Source organism: Streptococcus mitis, assembly GCF_047464945.1.
In the GTDB taxonomy this organism is placed as follows: Bacteria; Bacillota; Bacilli; order Lactobacillales; family Streptococcaceae; genus Streptococcus; species Streptococcus mitis_EA.
On sequence record NZ_JASHAX010000002.1, the window covers coordinates 269,863 to 295,133 of the forward strand.

The 25,271-nt window shown below is 37.9% G+C and carries 16 protein-coding genes and 5 pseudogenes; 18 read left to right on the forward strand and 3 right to left on the reverse strand.

Features of this window, described 5'->3' with window-relative positions:
* Window positions 1–71 precede the first annotated feature (71 nt).
* The 10 genes and pseudogenes from QM424_RS03985 (at window position 72) to ltrA (ending at window position 11,661) form a co-directional block, all read left to right on the forward strand.
* Window positions 72–917 carry a LicD family protein gene (locus tag QM424_RS03985; protein ID WP_414393135.1) on the forward strand — a complete coding sequence of 282 codons (846 nt, stop codon included), beginning with the start codon at window positions 72–74 and terminating at the stop codon, window positions 915–917.
* Window positions 907–2,010: a glycosyltransferase gene (locus QM424_RS03990; protein WP_261202427.1), complete on the forward strand. Its 1,104-nt coding sequence runs from the start codon at window positions 907–909 to the stop codon at window positions 2,008–2,010. Before QM424_RS03985 ends, QM424_RS03990 begins: the two co-directional genes overlap by 11 nt.
* Window position 2,011: 1 nt before the next feature.
* Complete coding sequence (locus tag QM424_RS03995) at window positions 2,012–2,998, forward strand: glycosyltransferase family 2 protein (protein WP_414393138.1); 987 nt, start codon at window positions 2,012–2,014, stop codon at window positions 2,996–2,998.
* A 15-nt stretch (window positions 2,999–3,013) separates the two neighbouring features.
* Complete coding sequence (locus QM424_RS04000; RefSeq protein WP_414393140.1) at window positions 3,014–4,483, forward strand: O-antigen polysaccharide polymerase Wzy family protein; 1,470 nt, start codon at window positions 3,014–3,016, stop codon at window positions 4,481–4,483.
* A complete protein-coding gene (gene tarQ, locus QM424_RS04005) occupies window positions 4,476–5,510 on the forward strand; it encodes a teichoic acid biosynthesis protein TarQ (RefSeq protein ID WP_261048984.1) in 1,035 nt (344 codons plus the stop codon). The genes QM424_RS04000 and tarQ overlap by 8 nt, the downstream gene beginning before the upstream one ends.
* Window positions 5,511–6,018: 508 nt before the next feature.
* Entirely contained in the window at window positions 6,019–7,506 is a 1,488-nt protein-coding gene (gene tacF, locus QM424_RS04010; RefSeq protein WP_101782723.1) for a type IV teichoic acid flippase TacF, read from the forward strand.
* Window positions 7,507–7,515: 9 nt separating this feature from the next.
* Window positions 7,516–8,319: a LicD family protein gene (locus tag QM424_RS04015; RefSeq protein ID WP_101782724.1), complete on the forward strand. Its 804-nt coding sequence runs from the start codon at window positions 7,516–7,518 to the stop codon at window positions 8,317–8,319.
* A 1-nt stretch (window position 8,320) separates the two neighbouring features.
* Entirely contained in the window at window positions 8,321–9,136 is an 816-nt protein-coding gene (locus tag QM424_RS04020; RefSeq protein WP_101782725.1) for a LicD family protein, read from the forward strand.
* A gap of 449 nt (window positions 9,137–9,585) precedes the next feature.
* A pseudogene (locus tag QM424_RS04025) lies at window positions 9,586–9,735 on the forward strand (IS200/IS605 family transposase); the annotation flags it as partial.
* Between the two features lie 647 nt (window positions 9,736–10,382).
* Window positions 10,383–11,661 (forward strand): annotated as a pseudogene (gene ltrA / locus QM424_RS04030) (group II intron reverse transcriptase/maturase).
* A gap of 42 nt (window positions 11,662–11,703) precedes the next feature.
* Here the strand turns inward: ltrA and QM424_RS04035 are convergent.
* A pseudogene (locus QM424_RS04035) lies at window positions 11,704–12,842 on the reverse strand (ISL3 family transposase); the annotation flags it as partial.
* Between the two features lie 225 nt (window positions 12,843–13,067).
* Here QM424_RS04035 and QM424_RS04040 point away from each other — a divergent pair.
* From QM424_RS04040 to QM424_RS04050, 3 genes are read left to right on the forward strand one after another with little or no spacing between them, the layout of a single operon-like run.
* The gene (locus QM424_RS04040; protein WP_101784645.1) at window positions 13,068–14,846 is read left to right on the forward strand and encodes a phosphotransferase; all 1,779 of its coding nucleotides are present in this window, start codon (window positions 13,068–13,070) and stop codon (window positions 14,844–14,846) included.
* 1 nt (window position 14,847) lies between these two features.
* A complete protein-coding gene (locus QM424_RS04045; RefSeq protein WP_060805305.1) occupies window positions 14,848–15,033 on the forward strand; it encodes a hypothetical protein in 186 nt (61 codons plus the stop codon).
* A 1-nt stretch (window position 15,034) separates the two neighbouring features.
* Window positions 15,035–16,462 (forward strand): cytosine permease, encoded by a 1,428-nt coding sequence (locus QM424_RS04050; protein ID WP_101782728.1) that lies wholly within the window; start codon window positions 15,035–15,037, stop codon window positions 16,460–16,462.
* A 124-nt stretch (window positions 16,463–16,586) separates the two neighbouring features.
* Here the strand turns inward: QM424_RS04050 and QM424_RS04055 are convergent.
* Both QM424_RS04055 and QM424_RS04060 read right to left on the reverse strand, forming a co-directional pair.
* Window positions 16,587–17,680 (reverse strand): annotated as a pseudogene (locus QM424_RS04055) (ISL3 family transposase).
* A gap of 115 nt (window positions 17,681–17,795) precedes the next feature.
* Window positions 17,796–19,278 (reverse strand): annotated as a pseudogene (locus tag QM424_RS04060) (oligosaccharide flippase family protein).
* A gap of 124 nt (window positions 19,279–19,402) precedes the next feature.
* Here QM424_RS04060 and mecA point away from each other — a divergent pair.
* The 5 genes from mecA (at window position 19,403) to QM424_RS04085 (ending at window position 25,271) form a co-directional block, all read left to right on the forward strand.
* Entirely contained in the window at window positions 19,403–20,140 is a 738-nt protein-coding gene (gene mecA, locus QM424_RS04065) for an adaptor protein MecA (RefSeq protein WP_261024358.1), read from the forward strand.
* A gap of 151 nt (window positions 20,141–20,291) precedes the next feature.
* Window positions 20,292–21,578, forward strand: coding sequence for a homoserine dehydrogenase (locus tag QM424_RS04070; RefSeq protein WP_414393145.1), 1,287 nt, complete (start codon window positions 20,292–20,294; stop codon window positions 21,576–21,578).
* Window position 21,579: 1 nt separating this feature from the next.
* Window positions 21,580–22,449 (forward strand): homoserine kinase, encoded by an 870-nt coding sequence (gene thrB, locus QM424_RS04075; RefSeq protein ID WP_261046086.1) that lies wholly within the window; start codon window positions 21,580–21,582, stop codon window positions 22,447–22,449.
* Window positions 22,450–22,547: 98 nt separating this feature from the next.
* Window positions 22,548–23,486: a peptide-methionine (R)-S-oxide reductase MsrB gene (gene msrB / locus QM424_RS04080; RefSeq protein WP_414393148.1), complete on the forward strand. Its 939-nt coding sequence runs from the start codon at window positions 22,548–22,550 to the stop codon at window positions 23,484–23,486.
* Window positions 23,487–23,546: 60 nt separating this feature from the next.
* Window positions 23,547–25,271, forward strand: coding sequence for an ABC transporter ATP-binding protein (locus tag QM424_RS04085; protein ID WP_414393150.1), 1,725 nt, complete (start codon window positions 23,547–23,549; stop codon window positions 25,269–25,271).

Consider the following 25,271-nt stretch of genomic DNA (forward strand, 5'->3'; position numbering starts at 1 on the left):
ATTTTTTACAGTCTGCAATAGATTTTTACCCCCTATTTGTGGTATAATGGAACAATACGATAGAAAGAATAATGAACAATATGACTGATTTAAAAGCAATTCAGGCTCGTAGTCTGGAGATAGCTGAATATTTTGTGGGCTTTTGCAAGGAACATGATTTACTTTGTTATCTCTGTGGAGGAGGTGCTATTGGTGCCCTTCGAAACAAGGGCTTTATTCCTTGGGATGACGACCTAGACTTTTTTATGCCTCGTAAAGATTATGAGAAATTAGCAGAATTATGGCCTCGTTATGCAGATGAGCGTTATTTCTTGTCAAAGAGTAACAAGGATTTTGTAGACCGCAATCTTTTTATTACCATTCGTGACAAGGAAACTACCTGTATCAAACCTTACCAGCAGGATTTGAATTTACCACATGGTCTGGCCTTGGATGTCTTGCCTTTGGATTATTATCCGAAAAATCCATCTGAGAGAAAGAAACAGGTTCGCTGGGCCTTGATTTATTCACTCTTTTGTGCCCAAACTATTCCAGAAAAGCATGGTGCACTTATGAAATGGGGAAGCCGTATTTTACTGGGTATGACTCCCAAATCTCTCCGTTATCGTATTTGGAAAAAAGCTGAGAAAGAAATGACCAAGTATAGTCTGGATGAGAGCGATGGCATCACAGAATTATGCTCAGGTCCTGGCTACATGAGAAACAAGTACCCAATCGCATCTTTTGAAGATAATCTCTTCTTGCCATTTGAAGAGACAGAGATGCCTATTCCAGTTGGCTATGATGCTTATCTCAGCACTGCTTTTGGGGATTATATGACGCCTCCACCAGCAGACAAGCAGTTACCACATCATGATGCTGTCATCGCTGATATGGATAAGTCTTATACAGAATACAAGGGAGAATATGGTGGCTAAGAAAAAAATCTTATTTTTTATGTGGTCTTTTTCTCTCGGAGGCGGTGCAGAAAAGATTCTGTCTACCATTGTTTCAAATCTGGATCCAGAAAAGTATGATATTGATATTCTTGAAATGGAGCACTTTGACAAGGGATACGAATCTGTTCCCAAGCATGTAGGCATTTTAAAATCCCTTCAAGATTACCGCCAAGCTAGATGGTTACGAGCTTTTTTGTGGAGAATGAGAATTTATTTTCCAAGATTGACACGTCGCTTATTGGTGAAAGATGACTATGATGTTGAAGTTTCCTTTACCATTATGAATCCTCCACTTTTGTTCTCTAAAAGAAGAGAAGTCAAGAAGATCTCTTGGATTCATGGAAGTATCGAAGAATTTCTTAAGGATAGTTCAAAAAGAGAATCACATAGACGCCAGTTGGATGCTGCGGATACCATTGTAGGAATTTCAAAAAAAACCAGTCATTCTATCAAGGAAGTCTATCCAGATTATGCTTCGAAATTACAGACGGTCTACAATGGATATGATTTTAAGAGTCTTCTAGAAAAATCTCAAGAGAAAATTGATATCGAGATTGCGCCTCAAAGTATCTGTACCATTGGACGGATTGAGGAAAATAAGGGTTCTGACCGTGTGGTGGAAGTGATACGACTATTACACCAAGAGGGAAAAAACTATCATCTCTATTTTATCGGGGCTGGGGATATGGAAGAGGAACTGAAAAAACGCGTCAAAGAATATGATCTTGAAGACTATGTACATTTCCTTGGTTATCAAAAAAATCCTTATCAGTATTTATCTCAGACGAAAGTTCTCTTGTCTATGTCTAAACAAGAAGGTTTTCCTGGAGTATATGTGGAAGCCTTGAGTCTTGGAATCCCTTTTGTCTCTACGGATGTTGGAGGGGCTGAGGAACTATCACAAGAAGGAAGATTTGGACAAATCATTGAGAGCAATCAAGAGGCGGCTCAGGCAATTACGAACTACATGACCTCTGCATCAAACTTCGATGTCAATGAGGCTAGCCAATTCATTCAACAATTCACAATTGTCAAACAAATCGAACAAGTAGAAAAACTATTAGAGGAGTAGCATGGAAACTGCATTAATCAGTGTGATTGTGCCAGTCTATAATGTGGCGCAGTACCTAGAAAAATCGATAGCTTCCATTCAGAAGCAGACTTATCAAAATCTGGAAATCATTCTTGTTGATGATGGAGCAACGGATGAAAGTGGTCGCTTGTGTGATTCAATCGCTGAACAAGATGATAGGGTGTCAGTGCTTCATAAAAAGAATGAAGGTTTGTCGCAAGCACGAAACGATGGAATGAAACAGGCTCACGGAGATTATCTGATTTTTATTGATTCAGATGATTATATCCATCCAGCAATGATTCAGAGCTTATATGAGCAATTAATTCAAGAAGATGCGGATGTTTCGAGCTGTGGTGTCATGAATGTCTATGCTAATGATGAAAGTCCACAGTCAGCCAATCAGGATGACTATTTTGTCTGTGATTCCCAAACATTTCTGAGGGAATACCTCATAGGTGAAAAAATACCTGGAACAATCTGCAATAAGCTAATCAAGAGAGAGATTGCAACTGCCCTATCCTTTCCAAAGGGATTGATTTATGAAGATGCTTATTATCATTTTGATTTAATCAAGTTGGCTAAAAAGTACGTTGTTAATACCAAACCCTATTATTACTATTTCCATAGAGGGGATAGTATTACGACTAAACCCTATGCAGAGAAGGATTTAGCCTATATTGATATCTATCAAAAGTTTTACAATGAAGTTGTGAAAAACTATCCGGATTTGAAAGAGGTTGCTTTTTTCAGATTGGCCTATGCCTACTTTTTTATTCTGGATAAGATGTTGCTAGATGATCAGTATAAACAGTTTGAAGCCTATTCTCAGATTCATCGGTTTTTAAAAGGCCATGCCTTTACTATTGCTAGAAATCCAATTTTCCGTAAGGGAAGAAGAATTAGCGCTTTGGCTCTATTCATAAACATTTCCTTATACCGATTCTTATTACTGAAAAATATTGAAAAATCTAAAAAATTACATTAGAACGGGGGTGAGCAAGTGATTGATGGAAAACGATTATTATTTAGTTTGACCATAGTCAGCTATGCTTTGACGCTAGTAAGTGGAATTGTCTATCTGTTTAATAATAACAATGTTAGCTTGCTTTCTACTTTATTGTTCTTACTGGTTAGTAGTTTAATTGCTTGTTGGAATAATATCAAGTATTACTTAATCCATTTTATTTTCTTTTTAACTATTTTTGTATTTCTGGTATCAAGGCCGACCATTGATTATTTTAGAGATGGCGCTTTGGATACCTATCATCCCATAGCCTATCGTTTTGCCTTTATAGTCGTCATGGTTTCGATTCTGGGCTTGACCATAGGAGGACTCCTAGCTCGCTATTTTATAGCTAGAAAGAACATAAAAGTACCAAAGATAGGGAATTCTCCAAAAGAGATTTATATCAAGCGGTTGCGCTTTGTATCATTAGGGGTTTTTCTTCTAACCTATCCTTTCTATTTTATTCGCTTATTTGAACGGCTCCTGTATCGTTTGCAGACATCCTACTATGCCTACTATGCAAATTTTGAAAGTAAACTGCCTTATTTTACCTACATCTTGTCTACCTTTACGGTCTACGCAATGTGTATGTATCTGGCAACCAAACCAAAGAAATGGCAGGCCACAGCAGTGCTTGTCTCCTTTATTGTAGCTAATACTATTCATTTGGCAATTGGGACGCGAAATCCTTTTATTTTAAGTATTTTATTTGCTTTTGTTTATTACTTTATGCGGGAGCAAACCGAAAAAGGAAAATGGATTGGATTTAAAGAAAAGTTAGCGATTTTTGTAGGATCTCCTATTCTCATGTTAGCGATGGGAGTACTCAATTATGTACGGGATAATGTCCAAGTTTCCCATACAGGTTTCTGGGATATCTTACTTGACTTTATCTATAAACAAGGGACTAGTTTTGGTGTCTTGGCTCGAGGTTTTCTATTTAACAGTAGCCTCCCTTACCGAGATTTCCGTAATTTTACTTTTGGTCCTGTTCTTGATTATTTTGCAAGGGGGAGTTTGGGGGCAATTTTCGGAGGAAAAGCCTTTGAGCATACAACCAATAGTGTGGAGCTAGCAATTGATAGTAATAGTTATGCCCACAATCTATCCTATCTTGTTTTGAACAAGGAATATTTGAAAGGACATGGTATCGGAAGTAGTTATATCATGGAGTTGTATACAGACTATGGTATGATAGGAGTCTTTCTACTTAGTCTCTTGCTAGGTATGTTATTCATAGCTATGTTGCAAGTAGCCTATCGCTCTAGAACAATCCTATTTGCCTTGTCCCTACTCATCTTGAATAATCTATTCTTTATGCCAAGAAGTAGCTTTTCAGAAAGTTTCTTCAATTTATTTACAATGCAATTCTGGGGAATTGTTCTTGTGATTATATTCGTAGCGAAAATGCTTACAAAGGAAAACCAGTATCTACTAAACAAAGGAGAAAAAAATCATGTTTGAACATTATTCAGTAGCTGATTTGTTTGCAAATCTATACAAAAAACGAAAAGCAAATATTCTAGCTCTTATCGCTTTATTTGCTATCATTGCTGTACCATTTACAATTAAAGCAGTTAAGAATAAAAATACTGTCAAAGACACAACAAGTTATTCAACTTATATCAGCTATAAAATTACACCTCCGGAAGATTCAGCCAAAACGATTTTGAATCATCAAATTGGTGGGTATAGTGATTTCTATGGGAAATTAATTGAAGGGAATTTAAATGGAGCTTATCTTTTCAATGATGTAGAACCGAGTGAGTTGAAAAAAATTGCCAGTGAATTGGATACGACAGAGTCAACCTTGAAAAATTCTACAAGCGACTATTGGTGGAAAAAATTGACCGTCTATTATATGATTGACGATGCAGGGGTTGGTGTGAAAATTTTGACACCAAGTAAAGATGCTAATGACTTGTTGGAGCGAAAAATTGATGGATTGATTGAGAAATTTAAACACACTTATGCAAATGTAAAAATTGAAAAATTGGAAACCATCAATTCTAAAGAATTGAATGCAAATGGTGAGACAGCGCTTGGATTAAACGTCAAGAATTTGATTCTTCGTTTAGCTGTTATTGGAGTAGTCTGTGTGATTTTGGTTGTGATGGGAAATGTATTGATTTATCTCTTTAATCCAACAATCAATAGAGCAGGTGATTTTTCTCAGTATCAAATTGATTTTGTAACAGAGATTACAACAATTGCTAATCTAGCAGATATTCTATCATACAAAAATGCTGGACAAGAATTGACTATTGTTAGCTCAAATAAAGCTATTCTAGATAAATTAAAACAAAATCAAGAGACTTTGAAAGGAATGCATTTTGTAGATTTACAAGATGTACCATCTCTTTTAGAAAGAGATACAGTCCTTCTTGTTGAAGAATACGGAGTGACTCGTTATAAGAAATTTGAACAAAGTCTTCAAATTCTTCGAAACTTAAATCGTTCTATCCTCGGTGTAGCAACCTTTAAATTATAAGCATCCTGATACATTGTGTCTTTAAAGTTGGCGAAGAGTCGATTTTGAGGCTCCATAATATTTGTAGTGATAGATATTATGGAGTCTATTTTGTTGTCTTGTTAGAAGATGGTAGTCACGGAGAGTCCTCTAGTAAAGAATATCAACAAATCCGTTAGATTCTCAATTCAAAGATTACTTAAAAGTTAATTGAAAAGACTTCTATGAAAGATATAAATCATAAACTTTCAATCTTATTATAATTATCGTACTGTAACTAAATAATTAAGACTTAATAATTTTTGTATTTTCAATCCCAATTGGAGTTTTTGCTTTTTTAACGATATATTTGTCCTTGGTTAAAGTTCAATAAATTTTATTTGAAATCCTCAAAAAGTTAGTTTTTAATCTTAAATTTTTGAGGATTTGAGTTCCTAAAAATTTTTTAAAATAATTAAAGACTAGTTGCTGAAAATAAAAGAGTTATTTTAACTAACTTTATGATATAATGAAAAACGAGGTAAATTGAATGAAAAGTATAAAATTAAATGCTCTATCTTACATGGGAATTCGTGTCTTGAATATTATTTTTCCCATCTTAACTGGTACCTACGTCGCGCGTCTCTTGGACCGAACTGACTATGGTTACTTCAACTCAGTTGACACTATTTTGTCATTTTTCTTGCCCTTTGCGACTTATGGGGTCTATAACTACGGTTTACGGGCCATCAGTAATGTCAAGGATAACAAAAAAGATCTGAATAGAACCTTCTCTAGTCTTTTTTATTTGTGCATAGCTTGTACAATTTTGACTACTGCTGTCTATATCCTAGCTTATCCTCTCTTCTTTACTGATAATCCAATCGTCAAAAAAGTCTACCTTGTTATGGGGATTCAGCTCATTGCCCAGATTTTTTCAATCGAGTGGGTCAATGAAGCTCTGGAAAATTACAGTTTTCTCTTTTACAAGACTGCCTTCATCCGTATCCTGATGCTGGTCTCTATTTTCCTGTTTGTCAAAAATGAACACGATATTGTTGTCTATACACTTGTGATGAGTTTATCGACACTGATTAACTATCTGATTAGTTATTTTTGGATTAAAAGAGACATTAAGCTTGTTAAGATTCACATAAGTGATTTTAAACCGCTCTTTCTCCCTCTAACAGCCATGTTAGTCTTTGCAAATGCCAATATGCTCTTCACTTTTTTGGATCGTCTCTTCCTCGTTAAAACAGGGATTGATGTCAACGTTAGTTACTATACCATGGCTCAACGAATTGTGACCGTTATAGCTGGGGTTGTAACAGGAGCTATCGGAGTGAGTGTGCCTCGTCTCAGTTACTATTTGGGTAAAGGAGACAAAGAAGCCTATGTTTCTCTGGTTAACAGAGGAAGTCGAATCTTTAACTTCTTTATCATTCCACTCAGTTTCGGACTCATGGTTTTAGGACCAAATGCTATCCTACTTTATGGTAGTGAAAAATATATCGGAGGCGGTATCTTAACCTCTCTCTTCGCTTTTCGTACGAACATCCTGGCACTGGATACCATTCTTGGTTCCCAAATTCTCTTTACAAATGGCTATGAAAAACGAATCACAGTCTACACAGTCTTTGCAGGATTGCTCAATTTGGGCTTAAATAGTCTCCTCTTTTTCAACCATATCGTGGCTCCTGAATACTACTTACTGACAACTATGCTATCAGAGGCCTCTCTGCTTGTTTTCTATATCATTTTCATCCATAGAAAACAGCTCATCCACTTAGGACATATCTTTAGCTATACTGTTCGATACTCGCTCTTTTCACTTTCCTTTGTAGGAATTTATTTCCTGATTAATTTCTTGTATCCTGTGGATATGGTCATTAATTTGCCATTTTTGATTAATACTGGTTTGATTGTCTGGCTATCAGCCATCTCTTATATTGCTCTACTTGTCTTCACCAAAGATAGCATTTTCTATGAATTTTTAAACCATGTCCTAGCCTTAAAAAATAAATTCAAAAGATCATAGGAGTTTAGAATGAAACAACTAACCATTGAAGATGCCAAACAGATTGAATTAGAAATTTTGGATTATATTGATACTCTCTGTAAAAAGCACAATATCAACTATATTATTAACTACGGTACTCTGATTGGGGCAGTTCGACATCAGGGCTTTATTCCTTGGGACGACGATATTGATCTGTCCATGCCTCGAGAAGACTACCAACGATTTATGAACATTTTTCAAAAGGAAAAAAGTAAATACAAACTTTTATCCTTAGAAACAGATAAGAACTACTTTAACAACTTTATCAAAATAACAGACAGTACAACTAAAATTATTGATACTCGGAATACAAAAACCTATGAGTCTGGTGTTTTTATCGATATTTTCCCTATGGATCGCTTTGATGATCCTAAGGTCATTGATATTTGTTATAAGCTGGAAAGCTTCAAACTTCTGTCTTTCAGCAAACATAAAAATATTGTCTATAAAGATAGCCTTTTAAAAGATTGGATACGAACAGCCTTTTGGTTGCTCCTTCGACCTGTTTCTCCTCGTTATTTTGCAAATAAAATCGAGAAAGAAATTCAAAAATATAGTCGTGATAATGGGCAGTATATGGCTTTTATCCCTTCTAAATCTAAGGAAAAGGAAGTCTTCCCAAGTGGTACCTTTGATAAAACAATCAATCTCCCATTTGAGAATTTAAGCCTTCCAGCACCTGAAAAATTTGATACTATTTTGACACAATTTTATGGAGATTATATGACCCTACCACCAGAAGAAAAACGCTTCTACAGTCATGAATTTCACGCTTATAAATTGGAGGATTAGGATGCAGTATTTAGAAAAAGAAGAAATTAAAGAAATTCAACTAGCCCTGCTAGACTATATTGATGAGACTTGTAAGAAACATGATATTCCTTATTTTCTAAGTTATGGAACCATGCTTGGAGCTATCCGCCACAAAGGTATGATTCCCTGGGACGATGATATTGATATTTCCCTTTATCGTGAAGATTATGAGCGCTTATTGAAGATTATTGAGGAAGAAAATCACCCTCGCTACAAGGTTCTTTCCTACGATACCTCTTCTTGGTACTTCCATAATTTCGCATCGATTTTGGACACTTCTACTGTTATCGAAGACCATGTTAAGTACAAGCGCCATGACACCAGTCTCTTTATCGATGTCTTCCCAATTGATCGCTTTACAGATTTGAGCATTGTCGACAAGAGCTATAAGTATGTGGCTCTTCGTCAACTGGCTTATATCAAAAAATCACGCGCAGTTCACGGTGACAGCAAACTAAAAGATTTTCTTAGATTATGTAGCTGGTACGCTCTCAGATTTGTCAATCCGAGATACTTCTATAAGAAAATAGATAAGTTAGTTAAGAATAGTGTTGTAGAACAGCCGAAATATGAGGGAATGGTTGGAGTTGATAAAGAGGGAATGAAGGGTGTTTTCCAAATAAATACTTTCAAAGAGTTAATCTTAACAGAGTTTGAGGGAAGAATGTTACCAATTCCTAAAAATTATGATGTCTTTTTAACCCAGATGTATGGGGATTATATGACACCACCATCAAAGGAAATGCAAGAGTGGTATAGTCATAGTATAAAAGCTTTTCGCAAGGTGGAGAAGTAATTCTGTTTTATGAGAGAACAAATCTTGTGAGTGTCTATTGAGGAGATTAGGACATTGATATTCTTATACAAGCTTGGACACAAAAAGGAGTTCTAGTTTACTAAGACCAATTTTTTATACATCAGCAGAAAATATTGCAAATTGTGGTCTGTAGAGATGGTAAAGGAAAGTGTGATATACATGAAGAACATAATGATAAGAAATTTAATATTATTTAGTTTTCTTGTATGTCCTTTAAATATGGCTGCCAAATTATCCGCATCCACTTTATTAATGTAAAATCTAAGTCAGGGAGTTATACTATTCTTTTAGAAAGCTAAGGGTACTTTGTTTTAATTATGTGACTATTGATCCTTCTCGCTCCGTTAGGTGAGCGTCGAAGGTTATAGCCTAAAAACTTCAAATGCGATACAATAAAGTTGTTTCTGTAAATCGAAAAGTGAAAAAATATGGTACAAAAGTCTCATAGTTTATCGTACACAAAGTGGCGCTGTAAGTATCACATCTTATATAGACGAAAAGTAGTCTATAATCAATATCGAAGTAGTTTAAGCGAAGTATTTCATCGCTTGTGTAGTTATAAGGAAGTTGAAATTATCAGTTAGATTATGTACATATGTCAACTCTTTGTAAACTGTAGTGAGTTTAAGAAAAGCTAAGATCGAGAAAGGACACATTTTGTCCTTTCTTTTTTAAGTCTGACGCTAGAAATAAGAATCATCAGAGGAAGGGATAGCGAAATCGTGGCTCTACGAACAGGAACGTGATAGTAAGGCGTATATAGTGGATAAGGGGGCTTAAAACTCTAAAGTACAAAAAGGTAGTCGTAATCTATATGCGTAAATCACGAGAGTAATTGAATTCGGACTAAGGTTTGTGTGAAAAAGATAAATCTTCCTAGAGTCTAAAGACTCTGCGTCAGATTTCCTATTTTCACTGTAACCTTTTAACGTCCTCGTATCTTGTATAAACGAGGAAAGATGTACGACTTATCCCGTGAGGTCTCATGAGCGCTGAAAGCGTAGTAACAACGAATTATGAGAAGTCAGCCGAGCCCATAGTAGTGAGGAAGCTTCTGTAATGGAAGTGGAGCGAAGGGGTGACCAACTAATCGAAGTAATCCTACTTCACTTGTGTCTGTAAAACGAGCAGTTTTATAGAACTGGACTCTGTCACGTATTGACTGGGTGAAGGTTCACCAATATAAAATGTCCCTCAGGCATCAAAACAAGAAAGGAATACGCACATGTCAAAATTGCTAGATAAGATTTTATCACGCGAAAATATGCTTGAAGCCTATAATCAAGTAAAATCCAATAAGGGCTCAGCTGGGATTGATGGAATTACTATCGAAGAGATGGATGACTATCTCAGACACAACTGGCGCCTGACTAAGGAACTGATAAAACAGAGAAAATATAAGCCTCAACCAGTTCTTAGAGTTGAGATTCCCAAACCAAACGGAGGCATCCGTCAACTAGGAATTCCAACAGTTATGGATAGAATGATTCAACAGGTCATTGTCCAAGTCATTAGCCCCATTTGTGACCCCCCATTTCTCAGATACGAGTTATGGCTTCAGACCAAATAGGTCATGTGAAAAATCCATCATGAAGCTCTTAGAGTACTTAAATGACGGCTATGAGTGGATAGTGGATATAGACCTAGAGAAATTTTTCGATACGGTTCCTCAAGATAGATTGATGTCCTTAGTACATAATATTATCGAAGACGGAGATACGGAATCCTTGATTCGTAAGTATCTTCATTCAGGTGTTATCATTAACGGTCAGCGTCATAAAACGCTAGTTGGTACACCACAGGGAGGAAATTTATCTCCTCTCTTATCCAATGTCATGCTTAATGAATTGGATAAGGAATTAGAAAAGAGGGGACTTCGATTTGTGCGCTACGCAGATGATTGTGTAATTACGGTCGGAAGCGAGGCAGCCACTAAGCGTGTGATATATTCAGTCAGTCGTTTTATTGAGAAACGGCTAGGTTTGAAAGTAAATATGACCAAGACTAAGATTCCCAGACCAAGCGAGTTGAAATACTTAGGCTTTGGGTTCTGGAAATCATCATCTGGTTGGAAAAGCCACCCCCATCAAGATAGTGTTCGGAGATTTAAGCTTAAATTGAAGAAACTAACACAGAGGAAATGGAGTATAGACTTAACAAGACGTATTGAGCAACTGAATTTGTCTATTCGAGGATGGATAAACTATTTCTCGCTGGGAAATATGAAGCGCATAGTCACTAGCATAGATGAGCGCTTGCGTACTCGCCTACGAGTGATTATCTGGAAGTAATGGAAGAAGAAATCTAGACGACTATGGGGATTACTGAAACTAGGGGTTCCTAAATGGATAGCAGATAAGGTATCTGGCTGGGGTGACCACTATCAATTAGTAGCTCAGAAGTTGGTACTTAAACGTGCGATATCAAAACCAGTCCTTGAAAAACGTGGACTGGTTTCGTGTTTGGATTATTACCTTGAACGACATGCGTTAAAAGTTAGTTGAACCGCCGTATGCCGAACGGCACGTACGGTGGTGTGAGAGGAGCTAGAGATTATCTCCTACTCGATTGTTGAGAGCGATAAAAATCCGTTTTTTGAAGTTTTCAAAGTTCCGAAAACCAAATGCATTTCGTTTGATAAGCTTGATGAGATTATTGGTCGCTTCTAATTTGGCGTTGGAATAGGGTAATTGAAGGGCATTGACGATTTTCTCTTTGTTCTTTAGAAAGATTTTAAAGACAGTTTGACGAAGAGGATGAACTTTCTTTAGATTGTCCTCGATAAGTCCGAAAAATTTGTCTTGCTTCTTATTCTGAAAGTGAAAAAGCAAGAGCTGATAGACATTGTAGTGGTGTCTCAAGTCTTCTGAATAGCTCAAAAGCTTATCTAGAATCTCTTTGTTGGTTAGATGCATACGAAAAGTAGGGCGATAAAATCGCTTATCGCTCAGTTTACGACTATCCTGTTGTATAAGCTTCCAGTAACGTTTGATAGCTTTGTATTTATGGGATTTTCGCTCGAATTGGTTCATGATTTGAACACGGACACGACTCATAGCACGGCTGAGATGTTGTACAATATGAAAACGATCTAGAACGATTTTAGTACATGGAAAAAAGCAGTTTAGCCAAGTCATAGTAAGGACTAAACATATCCATAGTAATGATTTTCACCTGACAACAAACGGCTCTATCGTAGCGCAGAAAATGATTACTTATGATAGCTTGTGTTCCACTTTCAAGAACAGTGATGATATTGAGATTGTCAAAACCTTACGCAATGAAACTCATATTTCCCTTAGTGAAGGCATACTCGTCCCAAGACATAATCTCAGGAAGACGAGAAAAATCATGATTAAAGTGAAAGTCATTGAGTTTTCGAATGACAGTTGAAGTTGAAATGGACAGCTGATGTGCAATATCAGTCATAGAAATCTTTTCAATCAACTTTTGCTCAATTTTTATTGATGAGAGAAGTTTTGGAGAGGGTCATTTTCGAGCAATGATAGCACTTGAAACAGCTTTTCTAAGAAGTGGTTCTATTGGGGATACCAATTGTTTCAAGGTAAGGAATTTTAGACAATTTTTGAAACTCATATTTCTTAATTTGGCTAGCGCAATTAGGACGAGATAGAGCATCATTATCCAGTTTAGCGATGATTTCCTTGTGGGTATCCCTGTTAATTTAATTGTTCCATACGATTCTTTCTAATGATGGTTTGGTCATTTTTCATTCTAGATATTACGGAACTTTTTCTACAACAAATAGGCTTCATAATATCTATAGGGAATTTACCCACTGCAAATATTATAGTTCCCTATTTTCTTAATATAGAATCTAACTTGACAAAAACAAATGTTCATTGTATAATCGAATGGATAGAAATATTGAACGAAAGAGGTTAAGGATATGCTATCAGAAAAACAATTTAAACTTTTACGTTTTTTGTTGATTCACAAAGACGAAAACTTTACGCAGAGACAATTGGCTGAACAGCTAGATTTATCTTTAGGAACAGTCAATGCATTGGTTGGAAAACTTAAAGAAGAGAAGTGGATTGATGAGGAACATCACTTAAATGAACTAGGCAAGAACGTTTTAGAACCCTATCGAGTAGAAAATGCTATTATAATGGCTGCTGGAATGAGTAGTCGTTTTGCTCCTTTGTCTTATGAAATTCCCAAAGGATTGCTTCAAGTCAAGGGGGAACGCTTGATAGAGAGGCAAATCAGACAACTGCAAGAAGCAGGAATAGAAGATATAACCGTTATTGTAGGTTATCTACAAGAAAAAATGTTCTATCTGGAAGAAAAGTTTGGCGTTAAAATCGTTGTGAATAATGATTACTACAAATACAATAACTGTTCTTCTCTCATGCTAGTCAGAGATCAACTTTCCAACACTTATATCTGCTCTTCGGATAATTATTTTGTAGAAAATCCGTTTGAACGATACATTTACAGAGGTTATTATTCGACTATATTTGCAGAAGGGGACACAGACGAATACTGCTCTAAGGAAGATTCCAATCACACGATTATCGATATTCAAATCGGTGGGACGAATACTTGGGCTATGGTGGGGCACGTTTATTTTGATCGTGCATTTAGTGAAAAATTCGTAGATATTTTGGAAACTGAATTTAAACATGAGCCGTATCGCGAACAGCTCTGGGAAGATTATTATAGTCGTCACGTCAAAGAACTTCCTTTGGAAGCTCGGCATTATTCAGCAGACATTGTTAAGGAGTTTGATTCACTAGATGAGTTGCGTCAGTTTGATGAACACTATTTGGTGAATACTAATTCGGAAATCATTGATAACATCTGTAAGACATTAGGATGTATAGCTTCAGATATTGTCAATATTAAACCCCTAAAAGACGGTTTAACCAACACTTCGTTTTCATTTGACTGCCTAGGAAAGAAATATGTTTACCGTCATCCAGGTAGAGGAACGGAGAATTATATCGATCGTGCTAGCGAGGCAGCTTCCATGGAAATTGCTACAAAATTGAAGATTGACCGTACTTTTGTTGCTATGAACAAGGATGAGGGCTGGAAAATTTCAGAATTTATTCCTAACGCCAAGCAACTAGATTATGATAATTGGGATGATGTAGCAAAAGCAATGGAGCTCTTGAGACGCTTGCACCAATCTGGAGAAAAAACGGATCATTCTTTTGATCAATTTGAGGGAATTGATGATTTTAGACAAAAATTAAAAGCCAGCAATCGTTTTGAATTTGATGGGCTTGAAGAGTTGGATAAGAATGTCTCAGTTCTCGAGAAGCTTTTACAAGAAGATCAAGCGAAAAAGGTTCTCTGCCATGGAGATTCTTATAGCCCAAATTTCTTGTTGAACGAAGATGGCGAAATGAGCTTGATTGATTGGGAATATTCTGGTATAGGAGATCCAGCGGGAGATTTAGGGACCTTTATTGGATGTTCAAATTATACAGTGGAAGAAGCTGAAAAGGTACTTGAAATCTATCTACAAGAAGTTCCAGACAAGAAAACCAAACGTCACTATTTTGCCTATGTATCAGTGACTTCATATTATTGGTTCTTGTGGGCCCTGTTCCAAGAAAGCGTTGGAAAACCAGTAGGTGAATTTCTTTATATCTGGTATCGTTATACCAAGCAGTATGGAAAACTTGCATTAGATTTATACTTAGAGGATAATTAAGATGAAACCGACATCAGAAATTGAAGAATTAATAGCAAATGAAACGAAAAGAAGGCTAGAAGAAATGGAATCACCAAACTATGTGTTTGCCCAGCCATTTCTAAAAAGTGATTTTACTATAGTCATCGTCTTAGTTCTAATTAACCTTATTCTGATTATCCTAGCCATGACAGGAGGTATTCAATAAAATGTCCAAGATGAATGACTTCATTCAACAGGAGACGATAACGGGTATTGTTCCCATGACCAACAAGGATCGTCAGTATTCTTTCTGGGATCTCTTCCTATCGACAAGTGGTTTTGCCATCGCAACCTGGTGTTATACCCAAGGAGCCTATGTGGCTCAATATTTGACCTTTAATCAAATGTTGATTAATATTTTTAGTTTTAACATTATCTGGGTCTTTATTGAATGTCTCCCAATCTTGTTTGCAGTTAAATATGGAATTGATTTATGGATTTGGTTGAGAGCCGTTCTAGGTAAAAAAGGGGTGGCCGTTTTATCAACCGTGATTAGTCTGGCAAATTTTGGTTGGTACGCCGTTACCGCCAATCTTTTTGCCAGCTCCATGATTCATTTAGCAAATAATTTTGGGCTTGGTTTAGACAAGGGAGTATGGGCACCGATTCTAGGTACCCTCTGTGTTTTCCTTGGAACGCTGATTGCTCTTGGGGGCCCAGAGGTGATTAAAGGTACTAATCGCTTTCTGGTGGTTGCCTTGTTATTTGTTGGGCTAATTATCGTTGGAATCTGTTTTGTTGCGGTTCCGATTAGGGATATTATGAATGTCCAACCTGCCATCCAAGAAAATTTGACACCGATTGAACGTTTTATGATGTCAGGGGAAGGAAATGTGGCCGTAGCCTTTTCTTGGTCTACACAGGCATTGGTTTTACCACGTTTGGCAAAATCAGAACGCAGTGGCTATTGGGCTACAGCCTTGTCATATGGGGTTGTTGCGCCATTCTTTGCTGCGACAGGTGGAGTCATGGCTCTAGCCATGTTTGTCAAAACAGGTGTTTATGAAAGTGATCCAACAACCATGCTATCAACTCTAAGTACCCCAGCCTTTGCCCTTTTAAGTTTACTACTAGTAGCCTTTGCCAATATTGGAACCCAAGGTACAGGATCTTATGTGAACTGTATGATTGTAAAAAGCGGGATGCCCAAAGTAAGCTATAAACTAATGGTTTGGATTGCCATGGTTTACGTGAGCCTACTCACCATCTGGGGAGGAGTGGATGAATACTTCGGTTCCTTCATTTCGCTGGCTGCCTATATTCAAGGCCCCATTATTGGTATGATCGTTGTCGACTACTTTATCTTAAGAAAACGAAAACTCGATTTGCGTTCAGCCTATTTCGTTGAAGGACATGACGCCTATGAGTTTACAAATGGCTTTAATATGGTAGGATTATCTTGTGTAATCATTTCTTTGTTAGTTGCAGTACTATTTGTTTACAACCCTATAACAAAGCACATCCAGAGTCCTATGTTCCTGCTCACAACTGGTAGTGGCTTCACTGCAATTTTTGGAGGTCTATTGTACTGGTTAGCTAGCTTAACTCGTTTAAAACGCTATATGCTCAAGGATAAAGATTCTGTTACGATTTAAGTTTAAGAGAGAACGTTGTGTACTACCCCAAAAAGTTGGAAAAATAATTATTGAAAGGATTTAGTTCTGTATTGCACAGGACTAAGTCCTTTTAGTTTTACAACTGTAGTGGGTAGAAGAAAAGCTAAGATCTAGAAAGGACACATTTCGTCCTTTCATTTTTGATGTTCATAGAGATAAAAATCCGTTTTTTGAAGTTTTCAAAGTTCCGAAAACCAAAGGCATTTCGCTTGATAAGTTTGATGAGATTATTGGTTGCTTCTAATTTGGCGTTAGAATAAGGTAGTTGAAGAGCGTTGACTATTTTCTCTTTGTCCTTAAGAAAGGTTTTAAAGATAGTCTGAAAAATAGGGTGAAGTTGCTTTAGATTGTCCTCGATAAGTCCGAAAAATTTGTCTGGCTCCTTGTTCTGAAAGTGGAAGAGTAAGAGCTGATAGACATTGGAGTGGTGTCTCAAGTATTCTGAATGGCTCAAAAGCTTATCTAGAATTTCTTTATTCGTCAAGTGCATACGAAAAGTAGGGTGATAAAATTGTTTATGGCTTAGTTTACGACGATCCTGTTGGATGAGCTTCCAGTAGCGCTTGATGGCCTTGTATTTATGGGATTTTCTATCGAACTGATTCATGATTTGAACACGCAAACGACTCATAGTACGGCTGAGATGTTGGAGTAAAACAGTCCAGTGGACTGTTTTAGCCTGAGTCTAGAAATTCTAAAGCGAAGCAGCTGTTTAGCCAAGTTATAGTAGGGACTAAACATATCCATAGTAATGATTTTCACCTGACAACGAACAGCTCTATCGTAGCGCAGAAAGTGATTTCGGATGATAGCCTGTGTTCTGCATTCAAGGACAGTGATGATATTGAGGTTATCAGAATCTTGCGCAATAAAGCTCATTTTTCCCTTAGTGAAGGCATACTCATCCCAAGACATAATCTCGGGAAGTTGAGAAAAATCATGTTTAAAATGGAAGTCACTGAGCTTTCGAATGACAGTTGAAGTTGAAATGGAAAGCTGGCGTGAAATATCGGTCATAGAAGTCTTTTCAATCAACTTTTGAGCAATCTTTTAGCTTTCGCACTCAGGGCAAGATGGGGCATTGTAATTCAGTTTAGCGATGATTTCCTTATGTGTATCCATATTGATGATATCTACAATTTTGATATTTGAGTCTTTGATATCGAGTAGTTTTGTGATAAAATATAATTGTTCCATATGAATCTTTCTAATGAGTTGTTTTGTCGCTTTTCATTATAGGTCATATGGGACTTTTTTTTCTATAACAAAATAGGCTCCATAATATCTATAGGGGATTTACCCACTACGAATATTATAGAGACCTTTTTATATTAGTAAGTACAAGATTGAGTGCATAGTGGAATGTTTTATCTTTTGTGTTAAAAAGTATCAAGAGATAGTAGATTCCACAAGTTGCAATAGTCGAGAGAACCATGAGGATCATATTGAGGTTGACTGTATAAGAGTTGATTTGGAAAAGGAATTTAAATGTGAAATAGATGGGAATGAATCCGAGCGATACAATAGTATAGCGTGTTAAAGTAGTAAAGATTTCTTTTAAGTCAAGTAGATGATGTTTCTTGATAAAGTAAATTTCTAGTAGAACAACTACGGTTTCTGCAATAATAGTAGTAGCAATGTAATACTCTGGTGCAAAAATATTATTGAAATACAAGAGACTGTTGAGTAGGATATTGGCACCGCCACCAATAAAGTAAAAGGCTGTTAAACGATTTTTGTGGTCGTTGATGAAGATAATTTGTTTACCAAGGATTAACTCAATGGCCCAAATGATAGTCCGAAAAGCGAAGACACTAGTTCACAATACCAGCTTCAAGGTATTTTTCAGAAGAGTAGATGACTGCAGCATAGTTTCCTAATACCATAATCCCAATACTGGTTGGAATGATAAGGAAATAAAAGAGGGCGGCTCCTTGGTTTAGAAGATTTTTATAAGATTCGTAGTCTTTCTTACCGAGATAGTAGCCGAGACGTGGAATACTAACGTTGATAGCTCCGCTCAGGACACTGGCAATCAACATAACGATGCTAGAAGCAATGGTGTAATAAGAAATGTAGTTTTCATCAGGTCCTTTGGTAATAAACATTCTATCAAGTAAGGTGTAGAGCATATTGGCATTAGCTAGAAGCAACATGGTCAAGAGTGGTTTAGATGCTTTGACTAATTCGACAAGACCAATCTTAACAAAGGAAACTTCTCTCTTGATCCAGAGAAAACTGAGTAGATAGTTGAGAATTGTCGTTGCACTCATGATGATTGCATAAGGTACGATATCATTTGGAGTTTTTACAAAGCTGAAGATAGCGACCAACATGGCAATACGAATAACCAATGTTTTATATAAGATGAATGCATAATTTTCATAAGCTTCATTCATCCACTCGATATAAAGGAATTGGAAGAGAGCCTGGACACCAAGTATATAGTAGAGTTCTTTCAAATTTTCAATACTATTATCCAGATAAATAACTAGGAAATAGATACTTGTTGTTAGAACAGATGTGATAATGGAGATATAGAATAACTTAGAGAAAACATAGTTGATTTTATTTTTATCATCCTTGACCTTACTGATAGCACGAATCCCGTAGTTGTATATTCCAAAGGCTGCTAGTGGAATGACAAAGCTAGCCCAGGTATTTGCGGTATTGAAATAGCCGTAATTGGATTTGCTGAGAATCCGAGTCAGATAAGGATTGGTTATCAGCGGAAAAACGATATTGAGAACATTGACTAGTAAGCTAGCCAGTGCATTAACTTTTATATTTTTCATTGTACTTTCTTTCTTGTATTGTAAAATGGTCTCTAGTATTATATCACATTCTCGCTCCATTCTTTTGATAAAATCTTAAAAATCTAGTATAATAGATAGAACTGAAAGTATGAGGTTACTAGCAATGAAAATGAAACAAATTAGTGATACAACTTTGAAAATCACGATGTCTTTAGAGGATTTGATGGATCGAGGAATGGAGATTGCTGACTTTCTTGTCCCTCAAGAAAAAACAGAAGAGTTCTTTTATGCTATCTTAGATGAGTTAGAGATGCCTGATAGCTTTCTAGATACAGGCATGTTGAGCTTCCGTGTGACTCCAAAACCTGATAAGGTAGATGTCTTTGTGACCAAGTCTAAGATTGATCAAAATCTAGATTTTGAAGACTTATCGGATTTACCAGATATGGAAGAATTGGCTCAAATGTCGCCGGATGAGTTTATTAAAACTTTAGAAAAAAGCATCGCAGACAAAACCAAAGATGATATCGAAGCCATTCAATCTCTAGAGCAAGTCGAAGCCAAGGAAGAAGAGCAGGAACAGGTTGAACAAGAAGCTGAAAGCAAGAAAGAGCCGTACATATACTACATCCTTTCTTTTGAAAAATTAGCTGACTTAGTTGCTTTTGCCCAGACAGTGACTTTTGAGATGGAAACTTCTGAACTTTACAAGATGAATGGGCGCTATTATTTGACCATTTTAGTAGATATAGAAAATCATCCAAGTCCATATCCAGCTTGGCTGTTGGCCCGTATGCGCGAGTTTGCGGACGATAGTGATATCAGTCGTTCAGTCTTGCAGGAGTATGGTCAAGTCTTGATGAATCACGATGCGGTGATTAATCTGCAAAAGATTGGATAATCATTTCTGGAAAGCTATTTCTAGATTTTAAGAAGAGCGAATCATCAGATTCGTTTTTTCTTTTCTAGACTGAAATAGTGATTTACTATAATAGGAATTTTCACAAAATTCTGTTATAATGGCTATATTAGAAAATTTCGAGGAGACAAACATGACAGTTAAAATTGCTTTACTAGGATTTGGTACCGTTGCAAGTGGTGTGCCTTTCCTCCTAAAGGAAAATGGAGAAAAAATCAATCAATCAGCACATTCAGAGATTGAAGTTGCCAAGGTATTGGTCAAGGATGAAGATGAAAAGAATCGCTTGCTTGCAGCAGGGAATGACTTTAACTTTGTAACCAATGTGGATGACATTTTGTCAGACCAAGATATTACCATCGTAGTGGAATTGATGGGACGTATCGAACCAGCTAAAACCTTTATCACTCGTGCCTTGGAGGCTGGCAAACACGTTGTTACTGCAAACAAGGACCTTTTGGCTGTCCATGGGGCAGAATTGTTAGAAATCGCTCAAGCTAATAAGGTAGCACTTTACTACGAAGCAGCAGTAGCTGGTGGGATTCCAATTCTTCGTACCTTGGCAAATTCCTTGGCTTCTGATAAAATTACGCGCGTGCTTGGTGTAGTCAATGGAACTTCCAACTTCATGATGACAAAGATGGTGGAAGAAGGATGGTCTTACGATGATGCTCTTGCGGAAGCACAAAGACTAGGTTTTGCAGAAAGTGACCCTACAAATGACGTAGATGGGATTGATGCAGCCTACAAGATGGTGATTTTGAGCCAATTTGCCTTTGGCATGAAGGTTGCCTTTGATGATGTAGCCCACAAGGGAATCCGCAATATCACACCAGAAGACGTAGCTGTAGCCCAAGACTTGGGCTATGTAGTGAAATTGGTTGGCTCTATCGAGGAAACTCCTTCAGGAATTGCTGCAGAAGTGACTCCAACCTTCCTACCTAAAGCGCACCCACTTGCTAGTGTGAATGGCGTAATGAACGCTGTCTTTGTAGAATCTATCGGTATTGGTGAGTCTATGTATTACGGACCAGGTGCTGGTCAAAAACCAACTGCAACAAGTGTTGTAGCAGATATTGTCCGTATCGTTCGTCGCTTGAATGATGGTACCATTGGCAAAGACTTCAACGAATATAGCCGTGACTTGGTCTTGGCAAATCCAGAGGATGTTAAAGCAAACTACTACTTCTCAATCTTGGCTCCAGACTCAAAAGGTCAGGTCTTGAACTTGGCTGAAATCTTTAATGCCCAAGATATTTCCTTCAAGCAAATCCTCCAAGATGGCAAAGAGGGTGACAAGGCGCGTGTTGTGATCATTACACATAAGATTAATAAAGTCCAGCTTGAAAATGTCTCAGCTGAATTGAAGAAGGTTTCAGAATTCGACCTCTTGAATACCTTCAAGGTGCTAGGAGAATAAAATGAAGATTATTGTACCTGCAACCAGTGCCAATATCGGGCCAGGTTTTGACTCGGTCGGTGTAGCTGTAACCAAGTATCTTCAAATTGAGGTCTGTGAAGAACGAGATGAGTGGTTGATTGAACACCAGATTGGCAAATGGATTCCACATGATGAGCGTAATCTCTTACTAAAAATTGCCTTGCAAATTGTACCAGATTTGAAACCTAGACGCTTGAAAATGACCAGTGATGTTCCCTTAGCGCGTGGTTTGGGTTCTTCCAGCTCTGTTATTGTAGCTGGGATTGAACTAGCCAACCAACTGGGTCAGCTCAACTTGTCTGATCATGAAAAATTGCAGTTGGCGACCAAGATTGAAGGACATCCTGACAATGTAGCTCCGGCCATTTATGGTAATCTCGTTATTGCAAGTTCCGTTGATGGACAAGTTTCTGCTATCGTAGCAGACTTCCCAGAATGTGATTTCCTAGCCTACATTCCAAACTATGAATTGCGTACTCGAGACAGCCGTGGTGTCTTGCCTAAGAAATTGTCTTACAAGGAAGCTGTTGCGGCCAGTTCTATCGCCAATGTGGCGGTTGCAGCCTTGTTGGCGGGAGACATGGTGACCGCTGGGCAAGCAATCGAGGGAGACCTCTTCCACGAGCGCTATCGTCAGGACTTGGTGAGAGAATTTGCGACGATTAAGCAAGTGGCCAAAGAAAATGGTGCCTATGCAACCTACCTCTCTGGTGCTGGGCCTACAGTTATGGTCTTGGCTTCTCATGACAAGATGCCAACGATTAAGGCAGAATTGGAAAAGCAACCCTTCAAAGGAAAGCTTCATGACTTGAAGGTTGATACCCAAGGTGTCCGTGTCGAAGCAAAATAAAGAATAGAAGATAGGATGGGGAAACTTTCGACCAGAGGGCTTCCTATCCTTTTTTTGAAAAGAATTCGAGTTAAAAACTTGATAAAGGAGAAATAAAGATGGCAGAAATTTATCTAGCAGGCGGTTGTTTTTGGGGCCTAGAGGAATATTTTTCACGCATTTCTGGAGTGCTAGCAACCAGTGTCGGCTACGCTAATGGTCAAGTCGAAACGACCAATTACCAGCTGATCAAGGAAACAGACCATGCAGAAACAGTTCAAGTGATTTACGATGAGAAGGCAGTGTCACTCAGAGAGATTTTGCTTTATTATTTCCGTGTCATCGACCCTTTATCTATCAATCAACAAGGGAATGACCGTGGTCGCCAATATCGAACTGGGATCTATTATCAAGATGAATCAGACCTACCTGCTATCTACACAGTGGTGCAGGAGCAGGAGCGCATGCTGGGTCGAAAGATTGCAGTAGAGGTGGAGAAACTTCGCCACTACATTCTGGCTGAAGATTACCATCAAGACTATCTTAAGAAGAATCCTTCAGGTTACTGTCATATCGATGTGACCGATGCTGATAAGCCATTGATTGATGCCTCTAACTATGAAAAGCCTAGTCAAGAGGTGTTAAAGGGCAGTTTATCTGAAGAATCCTATCGTGTTACCCAAGAAGCTGCTACAGAGGCTCCATTTACCAATGCCTATGACCAAACCTTTGAAGAAGGGATTTATGTAGATATTACGACGGGTGAGCCACTCTTTTTTGCCAAGGATAAGTTTGCCTCAGGATGTGGTTGGCCAAGTTTTAGCCGTCCGATTTCCAAGGAATTGATTCATTATTACAAGGACATGAGCCATGGAATGGAGCGAATCGAAGTTCGTTCTAGGTCAGGAAATGCTCACTTGGGTCATGTTTTCACAGATGGACCGCGTGAGTTTGGTGGCCTCCGTTACTGTATCAATTCGGCTTCCTTGCGCTTTGTGGCCAAAGATGAGATGGAAGAAGCAGGATATGGCTATTTATTACCTTACTTAAACAAATAAATCAGAGATGGTGGGTGCTTCCCACTTTCTTCATTTCCAGAATACGAATAGAAGGGATTTATGAAACACCTATTATCTTACTTTAAACCCTACATCAAGGAATCGATTTTAGCACCCTTGTTCAAGTTACTAGAAGCTGTGTTTGAGCTCTTGGTTCCCATGGTGATTGCTGGGATTGTTGACCAATCCTTGCCCCAAAGAAATCAAGGTCATTTATGGATGCAGATTGGCCTGCTCCTTATCTTTGCAGTAATTGGTGTTGTAGTGGCCTTAATAGCCCAGTTCTACTCAGCTAAGGCTGCGGTTGGATTTGCCAAAGAATTGACAGACGATCTTTATCGTCATATTCTATTTTTACCTAAGGACAGTAGAGACCGTTTGACAACTTCTAGCTTGGTCACTCGCTTGACTTCGGACACTTACCAGATTCAGACTGGTATCAATCAATTCCTGCGTCTCTTTTTACGAGCGCCTATTATCGTTTTTGGGGCCATTTTTATGGCCTATCGCATCTCAGCTGAGCTGACTCTCTGGTTTTTGGTCATGGTTGTCATTTTGACCATTGTTATTGTAGGGCTCTCTAGACTGGTTAATCCTCTCTACAGTAGTCTTAGAAAGAAAACGGACCAACTGGTCCAGGTAACACGCCAGCAATTACAAGGGATGAGAGTTATTCGTGCTTTTGGACAAGAAAAACGAGAGTTACAGATTTTTCAAACTCTTAACCAAATCTATGCTAGATTACAAGAAAAGACAGGTTTCTGGTCTAGTTTATTAACCCCTTTGACCTATCTGATTGTCAATGGAACCCTCCTTATTATTATCTGGAAGGGATATGTTTCTATTCAAGGAGGATTGCTCAGTCAAGGTACTCTCATTGCCCTTATAAATTATCTCCTACAGATTTTGGTGGAATTGGTCAAGCTAGCTATGCTGATAAATTCTCTCAATCAGTCCTATATCTCTGCCAAGCGAATCGAGGAAGTTTTTGCTGAGGCTCCAGAAGATATCCACTCAGAGTTAGAACAAAAGCAAGCTACCAGTAATCAGGTTTTACAAGTCCAAGAATTGACTTTTACCTATCTTGATGCGGCCCAGCCTTCTTTGAGAGACATTTCCTTTGATATGCAGCAAGGGCAAATCCTTGGTATTATTGGGGGAACGGGTTCTGGTAAATCAAGTTTGGTGCAACTCATTCTTGGACTTTACCCAGCAGACAAGGGGAGCATTGAACTTTATCGAGATGGATCTAGTCCTAGTAATTTAGAGGAGTGGCGGTCTTGGATTGCCTATGTGCCCCAAAAAGTCGAACTCTTTAAAGGAACCATTCGTTCCAACTTGACTCTAGGTTTAGATCAAGAAGTAACTGACCAAGAACTCTGGCAGGCATTGGAAATTGCTCAAGCCAAGGATTTTGTCAGTGAAAAGGAAGGACTCTTGGATGCCACTGTTGAGGCAGGAGGTCGAAATTTCTCAGGCGGACAAAAACAAAGGCTGTCGATTGCTCGAGCAGTCTTGCGCCAGGCTCCATTTCTCATCCTAGATGATGCGACCTCGGCGTTGGATACCATTACGGAGTCCAAACTCTTGAAGGCTATTCGAGAAAATATGCCAAATACAAGTTTAATCTTGATTTCTCAAAGAACCTCGACTTTACAGATGGCAGACCAGATTCTCCTCTTGGAAAAAGGTGAGCTCCTAGCTATCGGCAAGCACGAGGACTTGATGAAATCCAGTCAAGTCTATCGCGAAATCAATGAATCCCAACATGGAAAGGAGGACTAG

Coding starts and splice junctions, on each gene's coding strand:
- QM424_RS04015 (WP_101782724.1), top strand. CDS start 7,516: ATGAAACAACTAACCATTGAAGATGCCAAACAGATTGAATTAGAAATT.
- mecA (WP_261024358.1), top strand. CDS start 19,403: ATGAAAATGAAACAAATTAGTGATACAACTTTGAAAATCACGATGTCT.
- QM424_RS04070 (WP_414393145.1), top strand. CDS start 20,292: ATGACAGTTAAAATTGCTTTACTAGGATTTGGTACCGTTGCAAGTGGT.
- QM424_RS03985 (WP_414393135.1), top strand. CDS start 72: ATGAACAATATGACTGATTTAAAAGCAATTCAGGCTCGTAGTCTGGAG.
- QM424_RS04050 (WP_101782728.1), top strand. CDS start 15,035: ATGTCCAAGATGAATGACTTCATTCAACAGGAGACGATAACGGGTATT.
- QM424_RS03990 (WP_261202427.1), top strand. CDS start 907: ATGGTGGCTAAGAAAAAAATCTTATTTTTTATGTGGTCTTTTTCTCTC.
- tacF (WP_101782723.1), top strand. CDS start 6,019: ATGAAAAGTATAAAATTAAATGCTCTATCTTACATGGGAATTCGTGTC.
- QM424_RS04085 (WP_414393150.1), top strand. CDS start 23,547: ATGAAACACCTATTATCTTACTTTAAACCCTACATCAAGGAATCGATT.
- QM424_RS03995 (WP_414393138.1), top strand. CDS start 2,012: ATGGAAACTGCATTAATCAGTGTGATTGTGCCAGTCTATAATGTGGCG.
- tarQ (WP_261048984.1), top strand. CDS start 4,476: ATGTTTGAACATTATTCAGTAGCTGATTTGTTTGCAAATCTATACAAA.
- QM424_RS04045 (WP_060805305.1), top strand. CDS start 14,848: ATGAAACCGACATCAGAAATTGAAGAATTAATAGCAAATGAAACGAAA.
- QM424_RS04020 (WP_101782725.1), top strand. CDS start 8,321: ATGCAGTATTTAGAAAAAGAAGAAATTAAAGAAATTCAACTAGCCCTG.
- msrB (WP_414393148.1), top strand. CDS start 22,548: ATGGCAGAAATTTATCTAGCAGGCGGTTGTTTTTGGGGCCTAGAGGAA.
- thrB (WP_261046086.1), top strand. CDS start 21,580: ATGAAGATTATTGTACCTGCAACCAGTGCCAATATCGGGCCAGGTTTT.
- QM424_RS04040 (WP_101784645.1), top strand. CDS start 13,068: ATGCTATCAGAAAAACAATTTAAACTTTTACGTTTTTTGTTGATTCAC.